Origin of the sequence: Ilumatobacter coccineus YM16-304 (assembly GCF_000348785.1) — a bacterium.
Lineage (GTDB): Bacteria > Actinomycetota > Acidimicrobiia > Acidimicrobiales > Ilumatobacteraceae > Ilumatobacter_A > Ilumatobacter_A coccineus.
This window is the reverse complement of sequence record NC_020520.1, coordinates 4,621,035-4,645,441: the sequence shown is the minus strand read 5'-3', so window position 1 is coordinate 4,645,441 and position 24,407 is coordinate 4,621,035. Positions and strand designations below refer to the sequence as shown.

The following is a 24,407-nucleotide window of genomic DNA, read 5'->3' as shown; positions in this document are numbered from 1 at the left end:
ACGGCTCAGCCGAGGATGTCGGCCTTGAGCTGCACCAGTTCGGGGTAGTCCTCGAAGAAGGCGACCTTCTCGGCTGCGAGCGTGCCGTCGGGGACCACATCGAGTTCGCCGTCGTCGTCGGCGTCACCGGCGTATTCGGTGTCGGCGTAGACGAACATCGCCCACGACTCGGCGATGTCTTCGCCGCCGTCGTCGACGCTGGCGGCGTATTCGGTGACGAAGTCGTCAGGGGTGTACTCGGCGCCGGGAGGGAACATCTCGTTGAAGGCGATGAAGTAGTCGGATGGCTCGCCACCCGGCTTGCCGAAGATGAGGTGCCCGGTCTCGTGGACGATGGTGCGCTCCAACTCGGTGCTCGAGCCGGAGATGTCGAGTGCGATGTAGCGGTCGCCGGTCGGTTCACCGTCGGGGCCGATGACGTCTTGGAGTGCGCCGTCGGTGCCGCCGCTCTCCTCCTGGTCGATGGCGACGAACGCGATGACGCCGTCGCGGTACTCGGCGGGGATCAGGTCGGTGTAGAGCTCGAAGGTGGCGACGGCCGCCGGGTCGGGCGGGCCGTCGATGCCGTCTTCGAGGGTGTCGCCGTCGATGTCGTACGAACCGAGGACGGCCATGGTGTCGTCGCCGATCTCCTCGGTCGTGAGGCCGGGCTCGTCATCGGTTGCAGCTTCGCCGGACCCGGAATCGCTGCCACCGCACGCCGCAAGGACGAGAACGGCAACTGCGGCGAAGGTGGTCGTGGTCTTTTTCATTGCGCAGGTCTACTGCCTTTCGACCGCGCTTTGACACGGTCGACACGAGTTGTTTCACGGACCTCCCGGAGCGATGTAACCAACTGGGCACGTGTCGACCCGCGAACTCTGTGACAGGGCTCGCGTACCATGAGTTTCGTAATCATCCAGATGACTTGAGAGACCCGGCTCGTCGAGAGTCAGGCAACCGGTTTGCCATTCGGCGACCACGGTGCCAACGCCGGGAACGATGAGGAGGAGATCATGTTCGAAGCCAGTGACGAGGCGTGGGTGCGCGCCCAGAAGTCAGCTCTGCGAGACGAGATCGATCGGCTGATCGATGCGTCGCAAGACCGGATGCTCGGTCATCAGCCGCGTGAAGCGGTGGAGCTGGCGCGAGAAGCGCTCGCACTCGCCGAGGCCAACAGCGAGGTGATGCCGAGCGATGCGATGCTGCATCTCGGCTACGCGCTCAGCGATCTGTACGAGAGCGAGGCGGCGCTCGACTGCTATCGGCTCGTTCGCGATCGGTTCGTCGTGGAGAACGACGTGGCGGGTCTCGCGCACGTCGACATGAACATGGCGATCGCGCTCGGTCAGCTCGGGCGTCACGACGAAGCGGTCGAGTTGCTCGAACGGGCGAGTGTCGTGTTCGAAGAGCGTGGGATCGGCCACGAGATCGACGCGTGTCGCATCAACCTGGTGCCCGCGCTGCGTTCGGCCGGGCGTCACGACGATGCGATGCGAGTCGGTCGTTTGGCGGTCGACGATCTGCGCGAGGTCGAGGAGCCGCGCCGACTGGCTGATGCGCTCACGAACCTCGCTCACTGCGAGCGTCGACACGGAGACGTGGAGGCGGCTCGGGTGGCGCTCATCGAAGCGCTCGATCTGTACCGCAAGCTCGGCTTGCCGACCGAGGAAGCCGACTGTCTCGACGCGCTCGGCGTGATCGCTCGCAACGAGGGGTTGCTCGACTTCGCGGCGTCGATGCACACGCAGGCGATCTCGATGTACGAAGGCCGTGATCACGATGTCGATCAGGCGGTCGCTCGCTACAACCTGGCGATCACCGAGGTGTGGCGTGGCAACCACGCCGCAGCGCTCGATGCCGCGCGGCTCGCGACCGGCGTGCCGGGCTCGTCGCTCGATCCGGCGATGGTGGAGGCCGCTGCGCTCGACGGATTGGGCCGCCGGGTCGAGGCTGCGGAGGCTCGCGCCGGGTTCATCGAGCGGCAGACCGAGGAGTGTGTCGCCGACGAGCTGACGCTGCTGCCGTGAGCGCGTCGTGTTCGGCGGGGCTGCTCGACGCGGCGTTCGGTGAGCATTCGCAGATCCTCACGCCCTGGCCGCGAGCGCCGCGCACCAAGCATCGGCCGCTGTTCGATGCGGCGGCAGTCGAGGAGTTCGTCGCTCAGCCGCCTCGTCTCGTCGACGTCGATCCGGCGGATCTGTACTGCACGCAGAACTGGGTGCTGCGCGGGCACGTGTCGTACTACCTGTCGGGGGAGTGGGAGGCGACGGGCCGCACGTCGGCCGACATGCATCGTCGGGCGAACCGGTATCCGCTCGTGTACGTCGATGCGCGGGGCCGCCAGATCATCCTCGCCGGGCACCATCGTTCGATGGCAGCGCGACTCGAAGAACGGCCGGTGCGAGCGAGAGTGGTCGGGTCATCGCCGGCCGGTCGAGTGGTGGTGACCCCGACGCTCGAGGTCGACGGTCCGACGCTCACGGCAGTCGAGGTGGAGGGGTTGGTCGCGGAGTTGGCATCACGCGGCCTCGCCGATGACGAGTGCCGTGAGCGGATCCGCTTCACGCGCCTCCCGGTGGAGGAGTAGCGCTCAGACGGCTTCGAACTTGTCGTCGTCGAGTTCGGCCTCGCCGCTCCACCGGTAGGCGACCAGCGGTCCGCCGTTCACGGCGCTGTAGTCGACGCAGGCGGTGGTCGGACTGCACCGTTTTGGCCTGCCGTTGAACCAGTAGTGGCCGAACAGGACGGGTGGGGCGTCGGCCGGGTAGGTCGGCGTCGAGTGAGCGATGTCAGACAGCGGCGTGGCCGGCAGTCGGTCGGCGGCGTTGCCGTCCCCGTCGGAGAGCTTCCATTTCGAGTCGATGCGGACGAGGTCGCGCAGTGTCGTCGCCTCGGTCTTCCACCATTCGGCGCGACCCTGATCGCGCTCGTGGCCGTCTTTGTCGATGTAGGTGTAGCCCTCCATGGCGATCTCGGGACCCTTGAGCACGGTCTCGATCGCGTGGTAGGTCTCACTCTGCTTGTCGGTGCCGGCGCGGACGATCTCGTCGGTCAGGTTGTCGTCGGGTCCGACGAGCGAGCGGAGGTGCTGGATCGATTCGTCGTGCCAGCAGGCGTGGACGACGCGGACCCGGTTGCCGTTCTGTTCGAGGTCGAGCCAGAGCGGGAGCGACATGAACCAGTCGAGGAGGCTGCGATGTGTCGTCGACCCGAACTCGATGGCATCGACGAAGGCCTGGTGCTGGTTTCGGTTCTTCGGGGTGTGCGGGCGGCACCAGTCGGTGTCGTCGGCGTTGCGCGTGGCGAAGGCGACCGCGTTGAACTCGTGATTGCCGATGACCATGTGCGCGGTGCCGTGGTCGACCATCGCCCGAGGAATCGCCACCGATTCGAGTTGAAACAGACCGCGATCGATGAGGTCGCCGACGAACACCGCCTGCCGTTCGGCGTGCCGGTACGCGCCGTTGCGGTTCTCGTAACCGAGCTGCTTCAGCAAGGTCTCGAGCTTGTCGGCACACCCGTGCACGTCTCCGATGATGTCGTATCCCGTCACGGTCGGAGTATGCCTGCCTGTGCAGTCAGGCCGCGAGGTGGCGGAGTCGAGTGCAGCGCGCAGTGAGGTGCGGTCGGACGATCGAGACGGCCAGCGCTCACGTGGTGGCGCCGAGCAGCTGCGGTCAGGCTGGCGGGAGTGGCAGCGTCGGTTGGGTCGGTGGGGCGAGGCCGACCAGGGGTGGTCGCAGTATCTGCGACGTGCCGTGTGGTGAGTTCAAGGTGAAGTGACCGCCCCCGAGGGGCTCGATACTCCAGTGCTGCTCGTGGAGGAGATGATGGTGGAACCAGCAGAGCAGCACCAGGTTGTCGGGCTCTGTGTCACCGCCGTCGAGCCAGTGTTGGGCGTGGTGGGCGTCGCAGGAGCCGGCGGGAATCGAGCAGCCGGGCCACCGGCAGCCGTGGTCACGAACGAGCAGCGTGTCGAACAGCGGGTCGCTGACGACTCGTTGGGAACGTCCGTAGTCGATGACGGTGCCGAGCGGGTTGGTGATGTAGCGGTGCACGTTGCAGTCACACGCCATCCGCCGGATCGTTTCGGCCGGCACGACGGTCGTATCCAGGTCGGTGTCGATCACCCCGCCACCGGTGCCATCGTTGAGGTCGTTGTAGGCGATGGTGGCGATGACTTTGGGCTTGCGGCGCTTCTTGCCGGGAACGATCTCGAGGTTCGCGAGTGCGATGCGCGCCATTTCGGTGAGGGCGTCGGCGCGGCGTTGGCTCGCCGTGCGGGTCTCACCGTCCGACGGCTGGGACAACGCGCGGATCGCTTCGCGAACCAAGGCGAGTGCTTCGGGGTCGAGGGTGCCGTCGAGGCGTCCCATCCCGTCGAGCAGGCTCGACAAGTGCAGAGCGCGTGAGTCGAACTGCTCTTGGCTGGTGCGTTCTTCACGGTCGGGATCCGCGCGCATGCGCCAGGTGTCGAGCACGAAGCGGAAGTCCTTGTGCGGCAGGTCGACCGCCCATGACCGCAGCATCGTCTCGTCGCGTTCGAACACGTCGGCCACATCCAACGTCCAGGCGTCGGCGAGTGAGCGCAGGTTGGTTTCGGGGATGTGTCCGGCGGCGAATGCCGTCTTGATGAGTGGCATGTGTTGGATGCGTTCGGCCAGTTGCAGGGTGACTTTGCAGTGGCCGATGCCTTCGCCGGTGGTTTGGTAGAGCCAGTCGGTGGCCGAGCGGTAGCCGAGTGTGTAGAACTCGCCGCGCCGAACGATGGCGTCGACTTCGTCGAGTTGCTCGGCCCGCTGCGCGCGTATTGCGCGGGTGGCGGCGGTGACCGCGGGTGTGGGGTCGGCGAGCCGGTCGAGCTCCTCCACACACTCGGCGATCAACGAACCTGTCATACGAACAAGTGTACGACAGGGGTGCCTCAGAGTTGGGACGATGCGAGCAACAATCAGAAAGATCTCGAAGAATATCTCTGTTGCGTCGGCTCGTTCGGTCGTCTCTCGGCCGATCGATCTCGACCGGTGGCCGGAGCGGCCTGAGCGAACTCCTAGTGTCGGTCTGATGCTGCGGCGGTCGAAGAAGTCGGCGGAACTGATGGTCGCCGCGCGCCGAGACGCACTGGTGGTGAGTGCGCTGCCCGGTGCGCGCTCGATGGACGACGCACCACCTGAAATCGGTGACGACGACGAGAGCGGTGGGCTGTGATGCCCGAGGGTTGGATCGACACCGGTGACTTGTTCGGCCGGTTGCCCGTCGACGCGAAGCTGATTCGGAAGTACGTCCGCCTCGACTTCCTGAACGATCCGGAGACACCTGAGGCCATTCCGCTTCACCAGGCGGTGGCGGTGGCTGCGGCGGCACAGGCCAAGGCACGCAACGTCACGTTCGTCAAGCGGGTGTTCGAGACGGTCGTCGACAACGCTGCGAAGCAGGCGACCCACGTGCTGGTCGTCCGACCCAAGGTGCCGTTGCAACTCGTTCCGGTCGACGGGTTCGAGCCGGTGCCGGCCGTCGTGATCGACCTACCCGAACTGCTCGAACAGGTCGTGTCGGGCGACCCGATCCCCGGTTGAACAGGAGCGATCGGCTCGGGGCGTCTGACGCAGGATCCGCATAGAGTCGCAGTATGGACGGTATTTCAGGTGGCGAATCTGGTGGCGGCGAGCAGTTCTTGGAAGCCCAGACGCTCGGGTCGAAGAATGAGCTGGCTGCCCTGCTCTCAGACTGGATGGCCGGCCCGGCGGCTCCCACCATCGGCGACATCGAGGGGTTCGGCCGGCGACCGCTGCTGCGCATCGATCTCGGCGGTGGGCACACGGCGGTGCTGAACGCCGACACCAAACGTGAAGCGGTGGTCGAGTATCTGCGTGCCGTTGCGGAGCGAGGCGCAGACCACGACTGGCAGGTGGTCTCGAACGCCCGAGGCCGGTTCAACAAGGTGGTGTTCACCACCGACGGAACTGCGACGCCTGGGTGGTACTGCTATCTCATCGATGAGGTGCGATCAGCGCAGGTCGTCTGACGGGCACCGACGTCAGCGCTGTCGAGCGACCTGACTGAGCCAATCGATGAGTGGCTGGCGGTCTTCGGAGCGGAATCCGCGGGCGGCCTGACGGTTCATCGAGGTGCCCACGTAGCGGACTCCGTCTCCCTCGCCGATTCGGAGCTTGTACGTCCTGTCGGCGTCGGAGAAGTGGCCGACTCCCACGTCCTCGAAGTCGGTGAGTCCGAGCGCGCGGAGTTGCTCCCACATGCTTGCTCCGTTCACGTAGACGGTTCGGATCGATTCCGAGCGGAGTTGCCGGCTGAGGAACTCGGCGCCTTCGTCGAGCAGGGCGGTCTTCTGGGCAGAGGTCAGCCCACCCCAGATCGGGTCGGTCGCTCGGGGCGACAGGTCGAGGTGGCAGGCCGTGCCGTCGTAGTAGCTCGCTCCGAGGCCCGGATGGATGAGATCCTCGAGCTTGCTGAACCAACCGAACGGGCGCCGTTGGAAGTAGCCGTAGCAGTCGCGGACGACCTCCTCGACCTGCTCGTCGTTCATCTCCGTCGAGCTCGCGGCACCCACGGACTCGAGCGTGGCGAGGCGACGTTCGGCACCGGTCAGCAGCACGCCCTTCTGGTTCGCGAACTCGGCCCACGACGGATTGATACCGAGCGTTGCGACGCGAGCTGTGGAGGCGTCGCCGAAACTGACCACGGGCGTCGATCCGGCCAGGACGCCCACCCCTTCGGGTGCCGGCGTGCGGATCATGTCGGCCACGTACTCAGGGACGTTCATGACGGGCCACCTTTCGGGGAACATCGGAGATCACGTGGTTGCGACGACCATTCCGCAGCTTTGCTAGTCCGCCCATCATCGCGCTGCGAGCGGGACCATACCGAAGACCGGACCCTGAAGTCGACGGCACCACTTCGGTGACCGTCGCCGCCCGGCCATCGAGTATCGGACCTCGGTGCAGAGGATTGTGAGAAACCCGCCGCTGGAAACCACTCGGAGAACTCAGTCTGAGACATGGTTGAGATGGGTTCGATGTTGGGCGAGGACGAGTCGGGTCGGGACGCGCTGGAGTCCGACGGGGAGCGGTTCGAGTTCGCTCGGTACATCGTCAACACAGCCCCAGATGTTCGGACCAAGATCTCGGAGTCGGATGCGGCAGCGGCTCTCGACTGGATGAGACGGCAGGACTGACACGTGAGTCTCGCCGGGCGTAAGCCCTACCGTTGGCGGCAGAGGTCGGTTGGGAGGCCGGCATCGTCCAGAAAGGCCCGGCGGATGATCGATCTCGCGGGCGCTGCTTTCGCTCGAAGGTGAGTCGTGTAGTCGCCCCACACGTGAGATCGCGAGAATGTGACGATCCCGACGCCCAGTTCGTCAGCGGCCCACAGGATCCGCTCCCATTCCTCCTCTTTCATCTCGCGTTCGCACGCAAAGGCCCATGAATAGTGGGCGTGTCGGCGAATCGCACGCGGGTCAATCTGCATTTCAAGGTCGTCGCGGCCGAGAGGTGATCGTGTCCTTCGCTTGGTGTCGAGTAGGTGAAGGACCGCCGTGAACTCGACCATCGAGGTCGTCATCTGACGTGGTGGGTGTAGTAACCATGTCGCCGATGAATGGCGCGACGGAAATCGATGGACTCGGCGCAGCCCAGGTGGATATTCAGACGCTCGACGAGCACGTACCGCTCGGCAAGCAGATTTCTGGGCTCCAGCATCTCTCCGGGAGGATCAGAGAGTCGGCGATTCCGACGTCCTGTCGGCTTGCGGTCAGCACGAATGCTCCTTCCTGGGAACAGCTGCGAGCGGTGACGCCGCGAGAGGTGTTCGACTGGCGTGGTGTCGGTTCGCGACGGGCCACGCAGATCCTGATGTTCGCCGCAGCACCCCACGGCGACGAAGAGCTGGCTGCGGCCGACGATGTGCGGCTCGGAGACACCTATCCGAGCCTGCAAGAGCTGAGTGGCCTGATCGATCCACCGCTACTCCCCAGTCTCTGTCGACGGGCGGTGCAGAAGTACGCACCGACATGGGAAGAGCTATGCGATTCGACACCGGCGAGCATTTCGAACTGGCAAGGGGTCGGGACCCAGAAAGTCTCGGTGTTGCTCGATTTCGTCAGCGACATGTCGAGCGCGAGTTCGGATGTGTCGACCGATGAAGACAGCAGTGAGTTCGCCCGTGCCGCCTCGGTCGTTGCGGCATGGGCGCTCGCCAATGGGGTGCGAACGGGTATGGGTGCGGCGTCTGAGCTCGCTCGTCGTCCAGATGCTCCGCTCGAGGTTGCCTCGGCGGTCGACTTCCTCGACTACGTCGATCTGGCGGTGCTGACGAGCTCCGAGCTGCGGTCGCGATTCGATCCGATCGAGGCGGCCCGGTTGTTGGTGGGGCAGTTCACCGGCCGGGAGGAGGACATTCTCGAGAGGCTGCTGGCGAAGGGCGTCAGGCGCGTCCCCACGTTGGCCGAGCTCGGGGAGCGCCATGCAGTGACCGGCGAAGCGATCAGAAGAATGGAGAGCCGGATCAAGGAGCGACTCGATTCGGCGCTGCGTACGCCCGCCTTCGAGAGCGTCACGGCGCATGCGCGGACCCTGCGAGAAGAGCTGGGAACGGCGTTTCCTGCTCGGGTCGCGCCTCCCGAGTTTCAACCGGTCGCCGAGGGTGATCTCGTCGACGAGTTGTTCGCCTATCTCTCGGGGCCGTTCGTATTGGTCGACCAATGGTTCATTGACGAGTCTCTCCCTGGCGATCTCGACGGGATCGTCTTGGCTGCCTTCGAACAAACTGCCGACGGATACGCCGCTCCACTCGACGCGCTGCTCGACGAGCTGGAATCGATGGGCTTGAGTCGGACGAGTGCTGAGTCGTTGACGATGGAGGCTCCGAAGTTCCGAGTGCTCGGCTCGCACGTGGTGAGGTGGCGATTCCTCGAAGACAAGATCGGTGGAGTGTTGGCCGCGACAGGTCGCCCGCACTCGGTCACCGAGTTGGTCGACGCCATCGGGGCGGACAGTGAGCGATCGGTCAGGAATCATCTCCACGAATCGAGCTATACGAAGCGACTGGGCAAGGATCGTTGGGGCCTTGCCAACTCCGATGGCGAGGAGTATCGGAGCATCGTGGAGCACATGCTCGACGAGCTGAGCGGAGGGTCGCAGGAGATCGGTCGACTCGCGCATTCGTTGCACGAGGCCTACGGCGTGTCGATGAACTCGATCAACATGTACGCAACGATGCACCCTGCCTTCATCGCCGATGGCGGAGTCGTTCGGGTCCGCCCGGAAGACGATCCCTACGTTCCTGACGTCAGTCTCGAGCTGACCGGTGGTTGCTACGTCATCGACGGCGTGTGGGCGTGGTCGACCGTCGTGGACAGCGATCTGCTCCGCGGCAGCGGGCGGGCTATCCCGGAAGCGTTCGCAGTGCACCTCGGTGTTTCGCCCGGACGAGAAGGTTCGATGATGACGGGGGATCGGCCGACTCGATTTGGCTGGTCGATGAGGCCCTATATCGGATCCTTGAAGTGGGTGGCCGACGAGCACAGACTTGTCGAAGGAGACCGACTCCTCGTTCGCCGAGCAACGCCGTCGACCCTCGACGTTCGTGTCGTCAGGTCCGCCGCCCTCGTTGGCCGGGGGCCAGAGGCGCAGCTGAGGCAGCTGGCAGGCCAGAGTGAGACGAATTCGAGCCTCGAGCAATGGCTCGGCGCGGCGCTGGGCTTGGGTGGGGCCTCGATGCCGTCTCGGCAGCAGGTGGTCGGCCGGCTCGAAGCGCGCGGCGAACAGGAACTCCTCGATCTGATCGCTCAGATCGACGCTGAGGAACGCGCGCGATTCTGGTCGACCTGAGTCGACTTGTTCGTAGGAACGGACGGTGAGCCAGCGCCCGTTGGTGATCGATTCTCCGAGAACTGATCTCGCTTGGCGTTGAGGGCACTCAAATGCGGAACGGCGTCCTTGATTTGTCCCACGTAGTGGCGAACCATCGGCCGGTAGCCGCAGATCCTGGCCACGTGCCGGACAATCTGTGTCGATCGATTCCTTGCCGAGTGGGTCTCGCGAGACCACGATCTCCTGAACCGGTGAGGAGCAGTCACTACTCACGAGCGGTTCCTGGACGCTCGCCGTGAACGCTCAGATCACTACGAGCACTTCGTCCACTTCTACAATCACCACCGAGCACACGGCGCACTTGGATGGTCAACACCGATGTCAACGCTCAAGGGACAACGTCCCCGGTCATCACACCTAGCGGATCGGCGTGCACCGATCGGCTGCTTGACGCCCGCGCCGGGGACGTGGAGGACATGCGCCGGAGCGCAGCCTTGTGTTCGTTCGTGGAGCGTGCGGAGACGGCCTAGAGGAAGTGTTCCTACGCCCCCTACGGACTCAGAGTCTGCAACATCGGCAATCGCCGGGCGGATCATCCGAGCGGTGATCAGCGATGGCCGCCTTCAGGTACGGTCGAGGTCCTGTAGGAGGTCGTTCTCCTCGAGAGGTCGGCTGCTCGTCACCTCGGGGTCCTGGGTGAAGTTGTCGATCATTGCTTCGAAGTCGTCGCGCAACCCGCCGGAGCTTGCGGAAACGCGTGCAATCTCCTGTCGGAACCCCCGGCTTGTCGTGAGGTAGATCACCTCATCGGAGCGGTCCTGCAACCGGTAGATCCTTGTTGCGCCACTGCCGAACTGATCACTCACCTCGAGGTGAGTGCCAGCGTGAAAGGCGATCTCTTGCGACCGATTGAGCCGGACCTCACATTCGAACTCCTCCGTGGGGATTTCGCTGAGGTACCAATCCTCGAGTTGCGTGAGCGCACATGCTCGAGCACTCGGCCTCGCCACGAGCGCCTGACTCGACTGGCGCCCCACCATCGGATCCTGCCAGACAATACGGCCGGCGCTGCCGAGCTCGATCCCAAGGCCATGCCTCTGCTGTGCTCCGACCCAACCGGCGAAGTCATCGAACCGGGGCAGGCGTTCGAAGGAGAGGTACGCACCTTCGTCTGTGAGGTGGCGACTCGCCACACCAGCGAGATCGCTTGTCTCGGATTCGAATCGACGTCTCCCCCGCGCGAGCGTGCTGAAGTCGAAGCTCTCCTGATCGGTACTGCGACTGAAGTCGACCTCTGTCAGCGCGAGCGTCGACACGGCGCAATCGAATCGCCTTCCGAGATCGACATCTCGGAGATCGCCCTGCTCGAACGCAACGTTGGTGAGCCCCATTTCGCGGGCCAGTTCTCGTCCGCGATCGACTCCGGCTGCGTTCAACTCGATTCCGACGACCTGCGATGCAGGCCGCCGCATCGCGTAGAAGCAGGTCAGGAGACCTGCGCCGCTGCCCAGATCGACAATATCCCCCTCGGGGACTTTGGCAGCGGCGAAGTGGGTGAGCCAGTCGAATGCCATCGGATTGAGGATGGGCGCGGTCCTCTTGACGGTCTCGACGTCGCGATACATGAGGTCGTAGACGGCAGCGTCAGACTCGTCCTGCTCCCGGCGCTCGATGGCAGCCTCGAAGTCGTCAGCAAACCGCTTGCCGAGCGATTGCTCGAGCTGGGCCCAGAACTGGGGTGCGGTCATCCGGTGATTGATGGCGAGTCCGGATAGGTAGGAGCGTGCTGCCCGCTCAGCGTCAGATCGCAGACGCCCGATCGGGTCCTGCTGTCGCTTCTTTCGTGCCTGTTTACCCATGCTCCAGCTCCTCTCGTTAGGGATGTGGCGGTCGAACCAAGCTTCGCTCGTGACGATGATGGGCGGGTTCGAGTGGCCAGAGCACTGTCGCGGCAGCGTAGCGATCGGCGGGGGCGTGAGTCGTGCGACTGACGGTGCATCGCAGTCCGACCGGCACGATGCTGGTGACAGATAAATCGGGCGCCGTTCGATCATGGTATTGATGGGGTGATGAGCTGGCACGACGACCGGGCGACATCGCCCGCCACTGCGGACAACCGGCAACCGTTCGGTTCAGCGGTCGAGCGCATTCAGGCTGGGTGGAACCAGTACATCGAACGATTCCTCTCCGGTGGCGGGGCCGTGCCGCCTGATCTGGAGCGTTGGGCGGAGAGTTACCAGGGGACGGGAACGGGCGCGGTCGAGTGGGACGCGCTGCCCGAGCCGTACCTCGGTGATCTTCGAGGCGATGTCCGTGGCGTGTTTCTCGCGCTCAATCCCGGCGAAGCCGTCCTCGAGTTCCAAGGCCGCGACGGTGTGTTCGCCGACGAGATCCGTGGATTCGGCTCGTACAGCGACTGGGCGTCGAGTTGGGCGTACCTGCGCGACCCGTGGGTCGAAGTGGTCGGGCCCAATCGGCATCATCGGAGCCGGCTGAAGTTTCTGAGGCGTTGGGTTGGTGAACCCACCCTTCCTGCGAGCGCGATGGTCGGCTTCGAGTTGTATCCGTGGCACAGCAAGGCGGTGAAGGGCGCCATGCGGCCGCCGGCTGCGTACGTGCGTGAGTGGGTGTGGGAACCCATTGCAGAACTCGACGCGCCGGTCTTTGCGTTCGGAGCCGCCTGGTTCGACGTGCTCGAGCACGGTCTTGGTCTTCGGGTGGTGGCACGCCTGGGCCCGGGTGGAGAAGACTACGGATCGGCCGTCGAGTCACGAGCCGTGCTGGTGCTGCGCGACGAACAGACCGGGGTGACAGTCATCGCGGAGAAGCACATGGGAAGTGCCGGCCCACCGAACGCCGACGAAACGGATCTACTGCGTGCTGCGGTAGGTCGATATACCGCCACGTAGCGAGCGGCGCTCGGACCGCTGCATGCGCGGAAACGGAACTGCGGTGAAGGTCGGCGCTGATCCAGTGCATGCCCGGGTGTCGGCGTGCACCATGTGAGCGCTCTCGACTTTGCGAGCCCGTTCAGAGAAGTGGCATTGTGAGGTCAATGGTGGGCGCCATCGACCTTGAAGGTCAACTCAGACGGTTACTGCGCGATGTCGATCTCGTTTGTGATGCGGCGATCCCGTCGGAGATGCTCGATGCGGCGGAGCAGCAGGTGCGCGAAGCCAGCAACAGTGACACCATCACCGAGTTCGGGCGTCGCCGACCGGCGACGCTTGTCGCCTACTTTGCTTTGCGCGGTCCAGAGCGCTACCAAAGGAACTCGATCTGGTCAGAGCTCGGTGTCGTCGGGAACACTTCGCTGGCGGGTGCTGCATTCCTCCGAGCACTCGTCAATCTTGGTCTACGCACGTTCCAAGACGAAACCACGATGGCCAATGCTCGTCGCTACGTCGCTCCGCTCTTGATTCATGGAGCGATCCCGTCGTCGAAGGCGCGAACGCTTGTCGAGCGGCTCGAGATGTCGCTACGGCGCGGCGTCGTTGATGCGTCTGAAGCTCGAGGTCGGCTCGAGCGTGACCCCTATCTCGTCAAGGACCTCGGACGACCAGCGAGCCGCCTCATCCAGTGGGCTCCGGAATATGCGGAGTCCCTCATCGAGACGGTCTTCGAGTACATCGAAGACCCGTCGGGTGCGGCGCTCGGTGCACTGCCCCACCACATTCGACAAGCATTGAACGAACGACCAGCTGAGCGCACCAAGCTCAAACGGATTCGGCCGCCCGAAGTGTGGTTCGAGTACTGGACCGGCTTCGGTCCCGAGATCACGATCAACGATCCCGATACGTATTGGCGCATTCGAATCGGTGGCAAGGAGGTACGCACATCGGGGACTGAACCCGTCGAGCTGACACCGACCGATCGGGCAGAGACAGAGGCGCGTGATCGGCGATTCGAGCTCTGGAAACCGGCGCCCGCCTGGTTCTTCCATGCGGACGGTCGCCCCCTGAAAGTTGGCGAACTTGTCCCCACCGACTGCGTTGTCTTGCTGCCCCTCGGATTCGGCGTCTGTGACCCCACGGGCCAGCCAATCCGTGTGATTGAAGAGGGCGTCCCGCTCAGCGGGAGCTGGAGCAAGCATCATGCCGTGCGCATCGATCTCGTCGGCGTGACAGAACTCCTCGTCGCCCCTCGAGCTGGTGGCGAGCCGGTCGTGCGGCGACAGGTCAATGTTCGGGTGGCGCCGGAACTGGCTGGCGAGGTCGTCCTCGACGCCATCGGCGCTGACGGTCGCCACGTGTTCGCGTCCAACCCCTCGATCAGGGCACCTCACTCAGCGAACGAAGCGATCCAGGTCCGCTATTCGGCCGACGATGGAACGATCAACAGAGCCACGCTGGTGGTGGGCGCCGACGGCGTCGTCTCGATGTCGAGCGTGTTTCCGGCGGGTGCCCATTCCGGTCGCCTAGAAGTTCGTGGGGCGGGGGAGACCCTGGTTGAACACGTCACTGTCGTTCCCGGCCTGATCGTCGACGTCGACCGGCAGTTCTTGCGGCCGGATCAGGAGTCGGTCATCGAGATCGCCGCCGACGAGGGGGTGTTGGACCAGAGCGGAACCATCCCCGTGCAGCGCGAGGTGAGCATGGTTCCGTTGTCAGTCAACGGTTTGAAGTTCGGTGTCGTGTCGGCTCGTGTGCCCCGGGTCCAGTGGGGTATTCGGTCGGATGCTCATCGGCGACTCGAACTTGCACCGGGACTCATCCGTACGAATGTCGACAGTCTTACGGCCGGTCGTATCGAGCTGCTTGTGCGGCTGAATACGCCTGCAACGGTTTCGCTGATCTTGAGCGTCGACGGCGACGAAGTGCAACGGACCCCAGCGCGAAAGACGAGCGCCATTCATGACGTCCACCACAACGTCTCGGTCGATCTCGCTGTATTCCGAGACACCTTGCGGCATCAGCACACCTCGTATGTGACACTCGATCTCGATCTCGACGGTCAGCGCATGACGGCCATCGAGTGTGGTGATCGACCAGCGTCCGCTGCAGTTGCAGCCAGACAGTTTCCGCTCGCACCTGCGCCTCCGGTCCGAGAACGCCAGGAGGCGCGACGTCGAGCAGCGATCGAGGCTGGCCTCGGCGACCACAGCATGGCGGTCGAGTTCCTGGTCGAGGGTGCGGCCGGATTCTCGATGTTTCTTCGAGCTCTCGGCGAAGTCTCACGGTCGCAACCCGATCAAGTGTCGACCGATGCTGGCTCGGCTGAATGGACAGAGCTGAACGAAGCTGCTCGGCAGGCCTGGAACATGAACGGTATTCGCCTGCGTGACTTCGTGGAGAGGAGTGACCTTGGACGGTCCCTTGCCATCTGGGCCGTGAGTCACCACCGTCGAATCCTGCGGATGTCTGATCGCGAAGCTCGGGTGCTCAGAGAGTGGCTGGTCGGCAACACGATCTCCTCTGCAGCGACCCAATCCTGGGCACACAGGGGCTGGGTCGAAGCGTGTCTCCCGACGGCCTCGGACGCACCTGAGTTGTTGTTTCCGGCGACGGTGCTCTACCACTGTGTGCGACTCGCGGCGGGGGACGAGACTTCAGCTGCCGCTGTTACCCAGGCGGCCGAGATCGACCAGGTCGTCGTCATCGGTGCGGGTGCGTTCCTGACGGAGGTTGTACGTCGCCGAAACTCGCTCGAAGCGATCGATTCCAGCACCGAGGCGCTCGCAGCGGTGGAGAGCGCCGACGCGGGTGATGACGAGGAGGAACTCGACGAGCTCGCAAGCTTGGATGAGTGCGTTCTTGACATCGATGGACGAATGATCCAACTACTCCCGGACCGTCCGGTGCGGCCCCCGAGCGTTCGTCTTCTCCGACGGAATCGAGCAGTTGCCGTGCTCAAGCTGACGCAGGATGACGATATGTACGTGGCCGAGTTGCCCACGGATCTCGCTGGCTGTCTGACTCCGGAGCTCGTCACCGGGGACCTGTCTGCGCCGCGGCGACCGCGCTCGGATCTGGCCTTGGACGTCAGCTCTGGACCGGGGTCTGCAGGCAAGCCACAACGCGTCGAGACGCTGAGTGAACTGGCGACGGCGATGACTGACCAGCTTGTCGACCGAATCGTCGACTCGATCACGGCGGGTGCTGCGTTCGACGATCTGATCGAAGCGCTCTTCGAGGATGAGCAGGCAGCAGCGGCAGCGCTTGTTCGCCTCGCCGATCGGATCGAAGACCCTGCGATCATGAATCTCGTTGCCGCCGCGACAGCGCCGTCTCTGTTCCTCTTCTCGTGGCTCGGAGTCTCTCAGGCCCGGCTCCACGAGTTGAGAGACCGGCGCCTGCTCTACGTTTGTCTCGCCCCACGGACTCCCCATGAGTGGGCGCCGGTCGGGTGGCCCGCGGCGGCCCCGTTCGAGCCCACGGCCTCCACGCTGGGGACCTTCGTGTCATGGGCCCTACAGCAGTCGGATGGCCTGGAGATCACATCTCAGACGTGGACGTATGCCGCAGGCCCGCCTCACAGCCATCCTCTCGTCGGCGTGGCGAGAGAGAGGTTGCTGTCGCACGGCGTCGACACGGCGTTCATCAACGTCGCTCTCGCAACGGAGCGAATGCTCGCAGACGACATTCTCGCCGTGGAGGCCCGGCGCATGGTGCTCGCTGCGCTTCGGGCGAATCCTGCGGCTGCGAGAAATGCAGCGATCGTCGGGATCGCGCTACACCTGATCACCAGAGGATGAGGACCACAACGTGAAGAAGATTCTTGACCCGCTCGCGGCGTCGGAGCGAATCGACGCCGACTACCGCTCCTACCTGTCCACAGCGTTCGCTCCTGCCGACACGTCACTCCGTCAGGAGTTCGAGGCGCAGCTCTCGCTTCCTGGTCGGACGAGGAAAGGTCCGATCGTCCAAGCGACGCCTCCTTACACCCCTGGCGCATCGCTTGCCGACCTCGTCGCCGAGCAGGTACTCAACCCAGCGATCTTGCAGCTCGATCCGGAGTCATTTCCGCCGAGGCGAGCGCTGTATGCCCATCAGGAGAATGCCATCCGCCAGTCGAGTGCCGGCAACAATCTCGTCATCGCGACCGGCACGGGCAGCGGTAAGACCGAGTGCTATTTGCTTCCGATTCTGAATCACTTGCTCGAAGAGCGGGCCGCCGGCACGATCTCGAAACCGGGCGTTCGAGCGCTGCTGCTGTACCCCATGAACGCCTTGGCGAACGACCAGATGAAGCGAATCCGGTCGATGTTCGCGCCATTCCCCGACATCACGTTCGGTCGGTACACCGGAGAAACCAAGCACCGCCGCAGTGACGCGCTGGAGCGACACCGCCAGCAGGTGGGCGCCGACCCGATACCGGGCGAACTCATCGACCGGGAGACCATGCAGACGCGACCTCCGCATGTGCTGCTCACCAACTTCGCGATGCTCGAGTACCTACTCCTGCGGCCTCAGGACAGCACGCTCTTCGACGGGCCGACCGGGCGCCACTGGAAGTTCTTGGTGCTCGACGAGGTGCACGTCTACGACGGCGCGAAGGGAGCAGAGATCTCCATGCTGCTCCGGAGGGTCAGAGATCGAGTCAACGAAAGCCGTCGAGGTTCGCTTATGTGCTTTGGAACATCAGCAACCCTGGGACGCGGGGTGGCCGATTCTGACAATGTTGCGAACTTCGCAAACGCGTTGTTCGACGAGAAGTTCGACGCGGCGAACGTGGTCCATCCCCAGCGGCAGTCACTACGCCGCAGTGACGCCACGTGGGAGATGACCGAGAGTCAGTTGAGCCGTTTGCACCAAGCGTGGCTCGAGGGCGAAGCTCCAAGCCGACTCGCGGAGTCGTGTGAACGGACGACTCACGCAGCCACGGTGAGCCGCGCACTGTTTGAACTACTTCATCGCGAAGCACATGTGGTCGAGTTGCAACGAGCGCTCGAGAACGGCAGTGCCGACCTCGACGAACTCGCGGGTGTGCTGACCGGATTCGCCTCGCCCCAGCGTGCCACCACCGAACTCATTGACTTGTGTATCGCCGCCAAGGAGGACGAGTCGTCGGCGCCGCTGATCCCTGCGCGCTATCACTTGTGGCTTCGAGCCTCGGAAGGATCGTTTGCGTGTTTCCACCCTGACCACGACGCCACCACCAGCCGGTTGCTCCTCGACCGCCACGAACGATGTCCGTCGTGCGACGGCGTGGGTCGAACTTCGCAGATGTTCGAGATCGGCGTGTGCCGGCATTGTCGACAGCACTACTTGGTCGGAGCGCTCGAGGGGAACCAGTTCGTCTCCGCTCCGTCGTTTCAACGTGAACTCGTACACCTTCTGATCGACGAACTCACGTTGAGCGAGATGGACTTCGACGAGGACGAGGAGGCCTTGTCCAGCAGTGGCGACATCGGTGCTCGTAGCGGTTCGTTGTGTGTTTCTTGCGGCCGCCTCGGCGATGGAAAAGGGTGCGATTGCGACGAGCCACGCTTCGTCGTCGTCACCCAGGCGGGCAAAGACAGCGCGGGTGAGGTCCTCAAGCGTTGCGTCGCCTGCGAACGCCAATCCCCGACCGGCGTCGTCCAGCGGTTCCTGTCGGGTTCTGAAGCACCCGTCGCGGTCGTCGCGACCAGCCTGTACCAGTGCCTTCCCCCCGTCACAGAGCAGGGCCGCCGGATTTCGGCGGCCGGTCGCAAGTTGCTGATGTTCTCGGACAGTCGCCAGGACGCCGCCTTCTTCGCTCCGTACCTCCGACGCACCTACAACCGGGCGGTCGAGCGACACATGATCTGGCAGCGGCTGAGCGCGGATCCTGAGCCGTTCTTGTTCAACGATCTCGTCCAACCACTGCGACGGGATGCGGAACGAGCGGGCCTGCTCGATGACGAAGCGGGGCGAGGGAACGCCGCCACCGTGTCGAGCTGGATTCTCGCCGAGATCCTGTCCACTGATCGACGACAGAGTCTCGATGGTCTCGGCCTAGCGGAAATTGCGCCAAAACTCCCGCGAGCGTTCGACCCGCCGAGCGTTCTCACCGCGGCCGGCTTCAACGAGGAGGAGGCGCTCGCAGTGACGCGAGTGCTGCTCGACAGTCTGCGTCACGGCGCAGCCGTCTCGGTCCCCGACAACGTCGATGTCAAGGAAGACCCGCGGTTCGGGCCTCGGAACACCACGACCGCGATGAGAGGTTCGAAATCGGAACCGGGTGTGCTCGCTTGGACTCCAGGACGCGGAAGAAATCGCCGACTCGACTATCTCGAAAAGCTCTTCAAGGCTCGATCCGTTGATGTCGATCCGCTGTCAGCGCTCGAAGCGATCTGGGACGACATCACCGAACCGGCCGGCCCGCTCGCCGACCTCGTACTCCCGACCACCCACAAACAATGGGGCACCGTCTTCGTGCTCAACCACGAACGGTTCGTCTTCAGGACAGCCGAAGACGGTGCAGTGGCATTCACCTGTTCGGTCTGTCAACAGATCACATGGACGTCGGTCAGCGACGTCTGCCCCACGTTCCGATGCAACGGCAGGCTCAGTCCAAACACTGCGCATGATGTGAACCACTACTCGTCGCTATATCAACGACTGAGCCCTCTCCCGTTGGCAATCGAGGAACACACCGGGCAACTCGCATCGGACCAGGCGGCCATTCTGCAAGAGCAGTTCACGCGCGGGGAGCTGAACGCTCTGAGCTGCTCGACGACCTTCGAGCTGGGCGTCGACGTCGGAGAGGTCCAGGCGGTCCTGATGAAGAACGTTCCGCCGTCCCCAGCGAACTATGTGCAGCGTGCTGGTCGGGCCGGGCGACGGCTCGGAAGCGCGGCGCTCGTTGTCACATTCGCGCAGCGGCGGAACCACGATCGCAGCTACTACGACAACCCCGAGAAGATGGTCGATGGCGTGATCAGCCCGCCCATCGTCGTCTCCGACAACGAGGCGATCGTGCGCCGACATGTTCACGCTGTTGCCTGGGCGGAGTACGACCGAGCCCGGGTCGACCGTGGTGGATCGATCGTGAAGAGCATGTTCGATTTCCTCGAAGGCGATCCAGATTCGGTGGCCGATGGATTCAGCGAATGGCTGCGCAGCCATCCGCAATCGCTTCGCGACGCTCTCGAACGCCTTGTCCCAGTTCTTGCGGCCGAGTCGATCGGCCTTCGTACGTGGGACTGGGTCGAGCGCCTCCATGAGCCGAACAGCGAGGGCTTCGGAGGCTGGCTCGCTCTGCTCGTTCGCGGTGCTCGTCGAGATCACGAGGAACTCACCGAACTCGAAGCTGAGGCGTCGGAAGCGAAGAACTATCGCCGCGCGCAGGCGTTCAAGCGGACACGGACCACGCTCGACCGTCAGCTCCTTCTCAACAAGCTGGCGCAGCGCGGAGTTCTTCCGAAGTACGGATTTCCGGTCGACGTGGTCGAACTCGACGTTTCTCGGTCTGCGAGTTCGAGCGCGATCGACCTGAGCCGAGATCTTCGTTTGGGGATTCTCGACTATGCGCCTGGCGCGAAGGTCGTCGCATCGAACCGCCTCTGGGAGTCGAAAGGCATCAAGCAGGTGCAAGGGCGAGATCTTCCGCTCTATGAATGGGGCATCTGCGATGGATGCGGCGTGCTGAGAACGCAGATCACGATCGCTGGCACAGACCCCGCTGAGGTGTTCAAGGAACCCTGCGAGCACTGCAAGAGCGAAGATTTCGCACGGGGGAAACGTGGTCGATTCATCATTCCGCTGTTCGGGTTCGTCGGCGATCTCTGTGACGAGAAGCCAGGCGACAGCCGGCCGCCGCGCGAGGGGCATCTGGAGACCCACTTCGCTGAGTTCGACGGTCCCCCTCCGGAGATCGAGATCGAAACGGTGGGTGGACGAGACCTCGCATTGCGGTCGAGTCGTCGTGGTTGGATCACAGTGTTCAATCGCGGGAAGTCCGGACGAGGTTTCTCGTACTGCAGCTGGTGTGGTTACGCCACGAATCCCAACGAACAGCGTCGCACGCGCAGAAGTGGCCCACCACCGAAGCACGCGAAGCCGTGGAGTGGCGATGTGCAGTGCGAAGGGAGTCTGCGCCCGGTCGATCTCGGGCATCGATTCATCACGAACGTCATCGAGCTACACCTTCCGTTCGCGGGGCTCCCCTGGACGCCTGAGCAGGCGGCGCTCAGTGCGTTGCACGCGCTCATTGGCGCAGCGCCAGCACTCGGTATCGCCAACGGTGACATCGGTGGCAGCCTCTCCGTGGGCCCGCACGGTGACCTTGTTGGCGTGATCTTTGACGACGTGCCAGGTGGTGCCGGGCACACCCGCTTTCTTCGTGAGAACCTTGAGGAGTTCGTCAGAATCGCTCTCGAACGGGCTTCGAGTTGCACCTGCGGTGCTGAAACCTCCTGCTACGGATGCTTGCGGAGCTATCAGAATCAGCACCAACACGACCTCCTCGTCCGGCAAGCTGCCATCGACGTGTTGAGCCAGTTCGCCGACGCGGCGAGCCCCCGCATCTCTCACTAGGGGCAGGTCGGCAGCTTCGCTTCTACTCGCTGATGTCCCAGCAGGGACGCGCCATTCTCCGCCGGCTGCTCAGGAACGGGTGCCGACGTAGCGCCGGACTCGGTCGCATCGTTACCATCTTCCCAACGACTCGGTTCTGATGTGGAGGGCGATGTCATTCGCCACAACGTCGGGTGTCTTCATGCACTCCCACGAGGAGTATCGGAGAACCGTCCAGCCGAGCTCTGAGAGAATCCGGTCGCGTGCGATGTCTCTGCGTCGTTGGCGTCCGCGTTTATCGCGATGCTGCGATCCGTCAACCTCGATGTTGAGTTTGATCGACGGAGTGATAATGGCGAAATCGAGTTCGAAACCTTCTTCGTACGGTTTGACCGCAGGAGCGAGGCCGGCCTGATGTAGCGCGTCGTAGAGGCGAGCCTCCGATTCGCTATGCAGTGCCCAGGACGCGTCCTGCGTTGGGGGCCCGTCGATCGCTGCACGTCGCAACGATGAGAGCGTCGGGTTGTGTTCGTCTGCGGCAGTTGGATGGCCGAAGACGACAAGGGCTCTGCGTGCACGACTCGCAGCCACATTCAGCAGATTGCGCTCCCGCTCGACCCAGCGGGCGCTGCGCGGAGGAGCTCCCGGTGCGATGACTGTGGAGAATACGACGACGTCGCGTTCGCTGCCCTGGAACCGATGTGCGGTTCCCACGGTGAAGTCGGCTTCCGCGAGACGTTCGCGGTCGAGCCGCTTGTGGGCGAGACTCTCGATCAGCCTCGCCTGGGCGGCGAAGGGGGTCACCACGCCGACCGTGGATGAGCCATCGAGGAGTTCGTCGAGTTGCTCCACGACCTGCTCAGCTTCAGATCGATTGATGAGGCTTCCTTGGTTTGGTCGTTCGACCGTGCCGCACGTGTCGATCCACTGAAGCCCACGTTGGCCCGTCGGCCAATGGCTCGGGTCGGTCAGCACTGTCAAGCGACCTCCGTAGAACGTGGAGTTGAACCATCGTGCAATCAATGGGTGGCACCGAAAGTGCTCGTCGAGGAGTTGAACGTCGTCAGGACCGACAGCCTCGGCATATGCGGCGAAGGCCGACCCGTGGAGGTGGTCGAGGCCGCGCCGAACGAGGTCGTTGTGTTCGAATCCACTCGATTCGGCGACGTCTCGGCCCAACGACTCGTTCAGCTTCACGATGGGGTTGAGTTGGTTGGGGTCTCCAACCATCGTCAGGCGTCGTGCCCGATAGGCGGCTGGCAAGATCGTTGCGAGTGAACACTGGCTTGCTTCGTCAACGATCACGTGGTCGAACAAGCCGGCCTTGAGCGGAAAGTTCGGTTTCAGCGCCAATGCGGTGCAGGCCCATGATTTCAATCCATCGAGCGATTGGCCGATGGCGTTCGCCAGTCCAGGCCCGCCATCTGGAGCGGTGCACAACCGCGAGATCTTCGAATCGTTCGCGTCGATACTCGCTGCGATGCGCGAACGAACCAGTGCGGTGCTCAACTCGTTCCATTCAGCGTCGAGAGCGGCCAAATCCACCGAGACCACACGGCTTGAGATCTCGGCGTGTTCGTCCCTCTCTGCCTCGAACTCGATCGACTGACGTGCCCACAGTGCCACGATGTCGACGGTGGCACCCGGCTGGGTGTTGAGGGATTGAAGAAACCGTCGGTGTCGATAGCGGCGGAAGAACCGGATGCGAAACATCTTCTCGGCTCTCGGTGCGATGACGTCTGGACTGGCCGAAGGAGGAGCGTCGGTCGAACCCCAGATCGAACTCGATGCACCCTCGATCTGCACGATGCGATCGATCAAGGAGACGTCGAGCTCTCGAAGCCGAGCGAAGCTTTCCAGAGCGTCGGTGCGACGGGCGATGACGCTGGCCAGGTCTCGGCGAATCGTGGCTTCGTCGCCGTGTTGGCGCCGGGAGTACTCGATCGCGTTCGACACGAGCGTCGGGAGCCCCGTTCGAAACGTCTTGTTCCCTGTTCGCATGATCATTGGCGGTGCGATCGTGGCGGCGCGTTCGACGGCGACGTCCACTGCGGCGTTGTTGGTCGAGACGAGCAGGGTCGATTCGCTACGAACCCAAGAGTTGGAGACGGCTGCCACCACCATTTGGCTCTTGCCAGTTCCTGGCGGACCGGTCGCCACCGTCATCGGAGCGCTGGCGGTTCGTGCAGTGAGAGCTTCCTGCGAGTCGTTCAACGCGAGTGGTGCGAGTAACGGAGGATCAGACGTGTACTCGCGCGGTGCCGGCTCGCTCCATGCCTCGAACAGGTGGGCGGCGCCTGTTGCACGCCAATCGGTTCGGCCTTCGAGTTCCGTGAGTTCTTGGAGCAGCGACCTTGTGATTGCCGAGTTCTGCGTTCGAATGACCACCGCGACGTTGTGGACCCCCTCCTCGTTCGGAACGGTCATTTCGAGTCGAGTGCGGTTGACCCCATACGACTGCAGCCCGAGGGCTTCGGCCGTGCGGTCAAGGAGCGCTGCGAGGAGGTCTGGCTGATCGGTGGGTATCCCGTCGTCGAACTCGGCGACGACAGCGTCGACATCAGCAGGATCGAAGCGACTACTCGAAAGAAGTGAGGGATTGAGATACGGATCGTCGGCAGCGTGCAGCGCAGAAGCATCGGCTTCCGATGCCTCGAGTTCGGTGACCAGTAGTGGGGCGAGACGCTGGACGCCGCTCTTGTCGATGACCACGACGGTTGGCCAGCCGTATTGAAGGACCTCGCCGGGTCGGAGGCTCTCTGAGATCTCCCGGAGTTCCTTCGACACTTGGAGTGCGGAGTCGGCACCGCTGATGAGGGTCTCGGTGCCGATTTTCATCGATATCCATCGAGCGTCGGAACGGTCGACCAGCCCATCTGCCGCCTCCAGAGCGACGCAGCGTTTGAGATAGGAGACCAGTCGTCGCCACTCGGCGTTTGGATCGCCTTCAGGAGCGACTGCTTCCGCATGGTTGGTCGTCGCCGGGTGCGAACAGTGCGTGTCGAGCACTTCTCGCGTCGATCTGGACCAGAAGATCGCCGATCCGGCCGGGATGAACGAACCACAACGCCTGCAGGAGTCGTCGTACTTCGACCGTGGAATCAAGGTGTATCCGGCGGGTGGGTTCATCCGAGTGATACCGCCTCGATCGAGCAGGAGCGCCGTGCATCGAATGGCA

General features: G+C 63.7%; 15 protein-coding genes and 1 riboswitch. Of the genes, 9 read left to right on the top strand and 6 right to left on the bottom strand.

All coding sequences use genetic code 11. The features are described from left to right. Positions 1-5: 5 nt before the first annotated feature. Complete coding sequence (locus YM304_RS20575) at positions 6-752, bottom strand: hypothetical protein (protein WP_015443662.1); 747 nt, start codon at positions 750-752, stop codon at positions 6-8. A gap of 139 nt (positions 753-891) precedes the next feature. Further along, a riboswitch (SAM riboswitch) is annotated at positions 892-988 on the top strand. A 7-nt stretch (positions 989-995) separates the two neighbouring features. On the opposite strand from YM304_RS20575, the gene YM304_RS20570 reads away from it, so the two are divergent. Further along, positions 996-2,009 (top strand): tetratricopeptide repeat protein, encoded by a 1,014-nt coding sequence (locus YM304_RS20570; protein ID WP_015443661.1) that lies wholly within the window; start codon positions 996-998, stop codon positions 2,007-2,009. Then, positions 2,006-2,569 (top strand): hypothetical protein, encoded by a 564-nt coding sequence (locus YM304_RS20565; RefSeq protein WP_015443660.1) that lies wholly within the window; start codon positions 2,006-2,008, stop codon positions 2,567-2,569. The genes YM304_RS20570 and YM304_RS20565 overlap by 4 nt, the downstream gene beginning before the upstream one ends. 3 nt (positions 2,570-2,572) lie before the next feature. Here YM304_RS20565 and YM304_RS20560 read toward each other — a convergent pair whose 3' ends face one another. Together YM304_RS20560 and YM304_RS23290 are read right to left on the bottom strand one after the other, a co-directional pair. Further along, entirely contained in the window at positions 2,573-3,535 is a 963-nt protein-coding gene (locus YM304_RS20560) for a metallophosphoesterase (protein ID WP_015443659.1), read from the bottom strand. A gap of 124 nt (positions 3,536-3,659) precedes the next feature. Beyond that, on the bottom strand, positions 3,660-4,880 hold the full coding sequence (locus YM304_RS23290) for an HNH endonuclease signature motif containing protein (protein WP_015443658.1): 1,221 nt from the start codon (positions 4,878-4,880) through the stop codon (positions 3,660-3,662). A 40-nt stretch (positions 4,881-4,920) separates the two neighbouring features. On the opposite strand from YM304_RS23290, the gene YM304_RS24940 reads away from it, so the two are divergent. From YM304_RS24940 to YM304_RS20545, 3 genes are read left to right on the top strand one after another with little or no spacing between them, the layout of a single operon-like run. Beyond that, positions 4,921-5,190 carry a hypothetical protein gene (locus YM304_RS24940; protein WP_015443657.1) on the top strand — a complete coding sequence of 90 codons (270 nt, stop codon included), beginning with the start codon at positions 4,921-4,923 and terminating at the stop codon, positions 5,188-5,190. Continuing rightward, positions 5,190-5,558, top strand: coding sequence for a hypothetical protein (locus YM304_RS20550; RefSeq protein WP_041298495.1), 369 nt, complete (start codon positions 5,190-5,192; stop codon positions 5,556-5,558). Before YM304_RS24940 ends, YM304_RS20550 begins: the two co-directional genes overlap by 1 nt. A 53-nt stretch (positions 5,559-5,611) precedes the next feature. Beyond that, the gene (locus YM304_RS20545) at positions 5,612-6,007 is read left to right on the top strand and encodes a hypothetical protein (protein ID WP_015443655.1); all 396 of its coding nucleotides are present in this window, start codon (positions 5,612-5,614) and stop codon (positions 6,005-6,007) included. Between the two features lie 12 nt (positions 6,008-6,019). Here YM304_RS20545 and YM304_RS20540 read toward each other — a convergent pair whose 3' ends face one another. Further along, complete coding sequence (locus YM304_RS20540; protein WP_041298493.1) at positions 6,020-6,763, bottom strand: hypothetical protein; 744 nt, start codon at positions 6,761-6,763, stop codon at positions 6,020-6,022. Between the two features lie 829 nt (positions 6,764-7,592). On the opposite strand from YM304_RS20540, the gene YM304_RS20530 reads away from it, so the two are divergent. Continuing rightward, positions 7,593-9,827: a hypothetical protein gene (locus tag YM304_RS20530; RefSeq protein ID WP_154723579.1), complete on the top strand. Its 2,235-nt coding sequence runs from the start codon at positions 7,593-7,595 to the stop codon at positions 9,825-9,827. A gap of 605 nt (positions 9,828-10,432) precedes the next feature. On the opposite strand, the gene YM304_RS20525 is transcribed toward YM304_RS20530, so the two are convergent. Then, positions 10,433-11,668, bottom strand: coding sequence for a class I SAM-dependent methyltransferase (locus YM304_RS20525; protein WP_015443650.1), 1,236 nt, complete (start codon positions 11,666-11,668; stop codon positions 10,433-10,435). A 210-nt stretch (positions 11,669-11,878) separates the two neighbouring features. Here YM304_RS20525 and brig1 point away from each other — a divergent pair, with 210 nt between their 5' ends. From brig1 to YM304_RS20505, 3 genes are all read left to right on the top strand, one after another. Then, positions 11,879-12,718: an anti-phage DNA glycosylase Brig1 gene (gene brig1, locus YM304_RS20520; RefSeq protein ID WP_015443649.1), complete on the top strand. Its 840-nt coding sequence runs from the start codon at positions 11,879-11,881 to the stop codon at positions 12,716-12,718. Between the two features lie 146 nt (positions 12,719-12,864). Next, entirely contained in the window at positions 12,865-16,503 is a 3,639-nt protein-coding gene (locus YM304_RS20510) for a hypothetical protein (RefSeq protein WP_015443648.1), read from the top strand. 10 nt (positions 16,504-16,513) lie between these two features. After that, positions 16,514-21,250, top strand: coding sequence for a DEAD/DEAH box helicase (locus YM304_RS20505; RefSeq protein WP_015443647.1), 4,737 nt, complete (start codon positions 16,514-16,516; stop codon positions 21,248-21,250). Positions 21,251-21,361: 111 nt separating this feature from the next. Here YM304_RS20505 and YM304_RS20500 read toward each other — a convergent pair whose 3' ends face one another. Further along, positions 21,362-24,358, bottom strand: a complete 2,997-nt coding sequence (locus YM304_RS20500; protein ID WP_015443646.1) for an AAA domain-containing protein — start codon at positions 24,356-24,358, stop codon at positions 21,362-21,364. Between the last annotated feature and the right edge of the window lie 49 nt (positions 24,359-24,407).